Source organism: Collinsella aerofaciens (assembly GCF_015557435.1).
In the GTDB taxonomy this organism is placed as follows: Bacteria; Actinomycetota; Coriobacteriia; order Coriobacteriales; family Coriobacteriaceae; genus Collinsella; species Collinsella aerofaciens_Z.
The window spans coordinates 1-1,062 of sequence record NZ_JADNOH010000082.1 but is presented as its reverse complement, the minus strand read 5'-3'; the positions used below and the strand labels follow the sequence as shown (position 1 = coordinate 1,062).

The following is a 1,062-nucleotide window of genomic DNA, read 5'->3' as shown; positions in this document are numbered from 1 at the left end:
ATGAAGGAGACCGAGAAGATCGAGATCGTGCACTTCGACCAGGAGGGCTACCTCGAGGACGGCAGGAACGTCTACGAGGCCGGCAAGAGGATGACCGCCCTGGCCGACCGCGTGCACGAGGAGGGCTACGACGCCGTCTTCCTGATGGGCGTCGGCGGCACCTGGGACGAGTTCATGCAGCTCGAGTACCTCATGAACAAGTTCGGCGACCGCGACCTCGAGGTCTACCTGATCCACGCCGCCGAGTGGAACGTCATGGGCCACAAGCGCATGACCGAGCGCTCCGTCGTGCTGACCGCCTCCGAGTCCGGCACCACCCCCGAGGTCCTCGAGGCCATCGGCAAGATGAAGGAGATGGGCGTGCGCGTCTACGCCATGACCAACCCGGAGGGCAAGATCGGGCGGGCCGTGGGCGCCGAGAACTGCGTCATGATGGCCTCCGACCACGGCGCCGGCGGCTGCGAGAAGGGCTACTACCTCGCCGACTGCTTCGGCCTGCGCCTGCTCAACCGCCGCGGCTGCTTCCCCAAGTTCGACCTGTTCATCGAGCAGACCCGCGACGTCTGGAAGGACATGCTCGACATCCGCAAGCGCTTCGAGCCGCGCGCCGAGGAGCTCGCGAGGAAGTACGCCCTGGCCGACTACACCATGTTCATCGGCTCGGGCGCCCTGTGGGGCGAGACCATCCTGTACTCCATGTGCCTGCTCGAGGAGATGCAGTGGAAGCGCATCCGCCACATCACCTCGCACGACTTCTTCCACGGCACCCTCGAGCTGCTCGAGCCCGGCGTCCCGGTGTTCCTGTTCATGGGCGAGGACGAGTGCCGCGCCCTGGACGAGCGCGTCCGCGCCTTCCTCACCAGCGGCGTGACCGGCGACGAGGACTACGTCATCATCGACACCGCCGAGTACGCGATCCCGGGCCTGGACGACGACTTCCGCGTCATCGTGTCCCCCTGGATCCTGTCGGTGCTCACCACCGACCGCCTCTCGCGCAACTACGAGCTGGTCACCAAGCACAACCTCAAGTACCGCCGCTACTACCACCAGTTCGACTACTAA

1 protein-coding gene is annotated in these 1,062 nt (G+C 65.7%); it reads left to right on the top strand.

The annotated features are described in order from the left end of the window. Positions 1–1,062 (top strand): SIS domain-containing protein (locus tag I2G43_RS07880; RefSeq protein WP_195535747.1); only part of this gene is annotated, 1,062 nt, incomplete at its 5' end.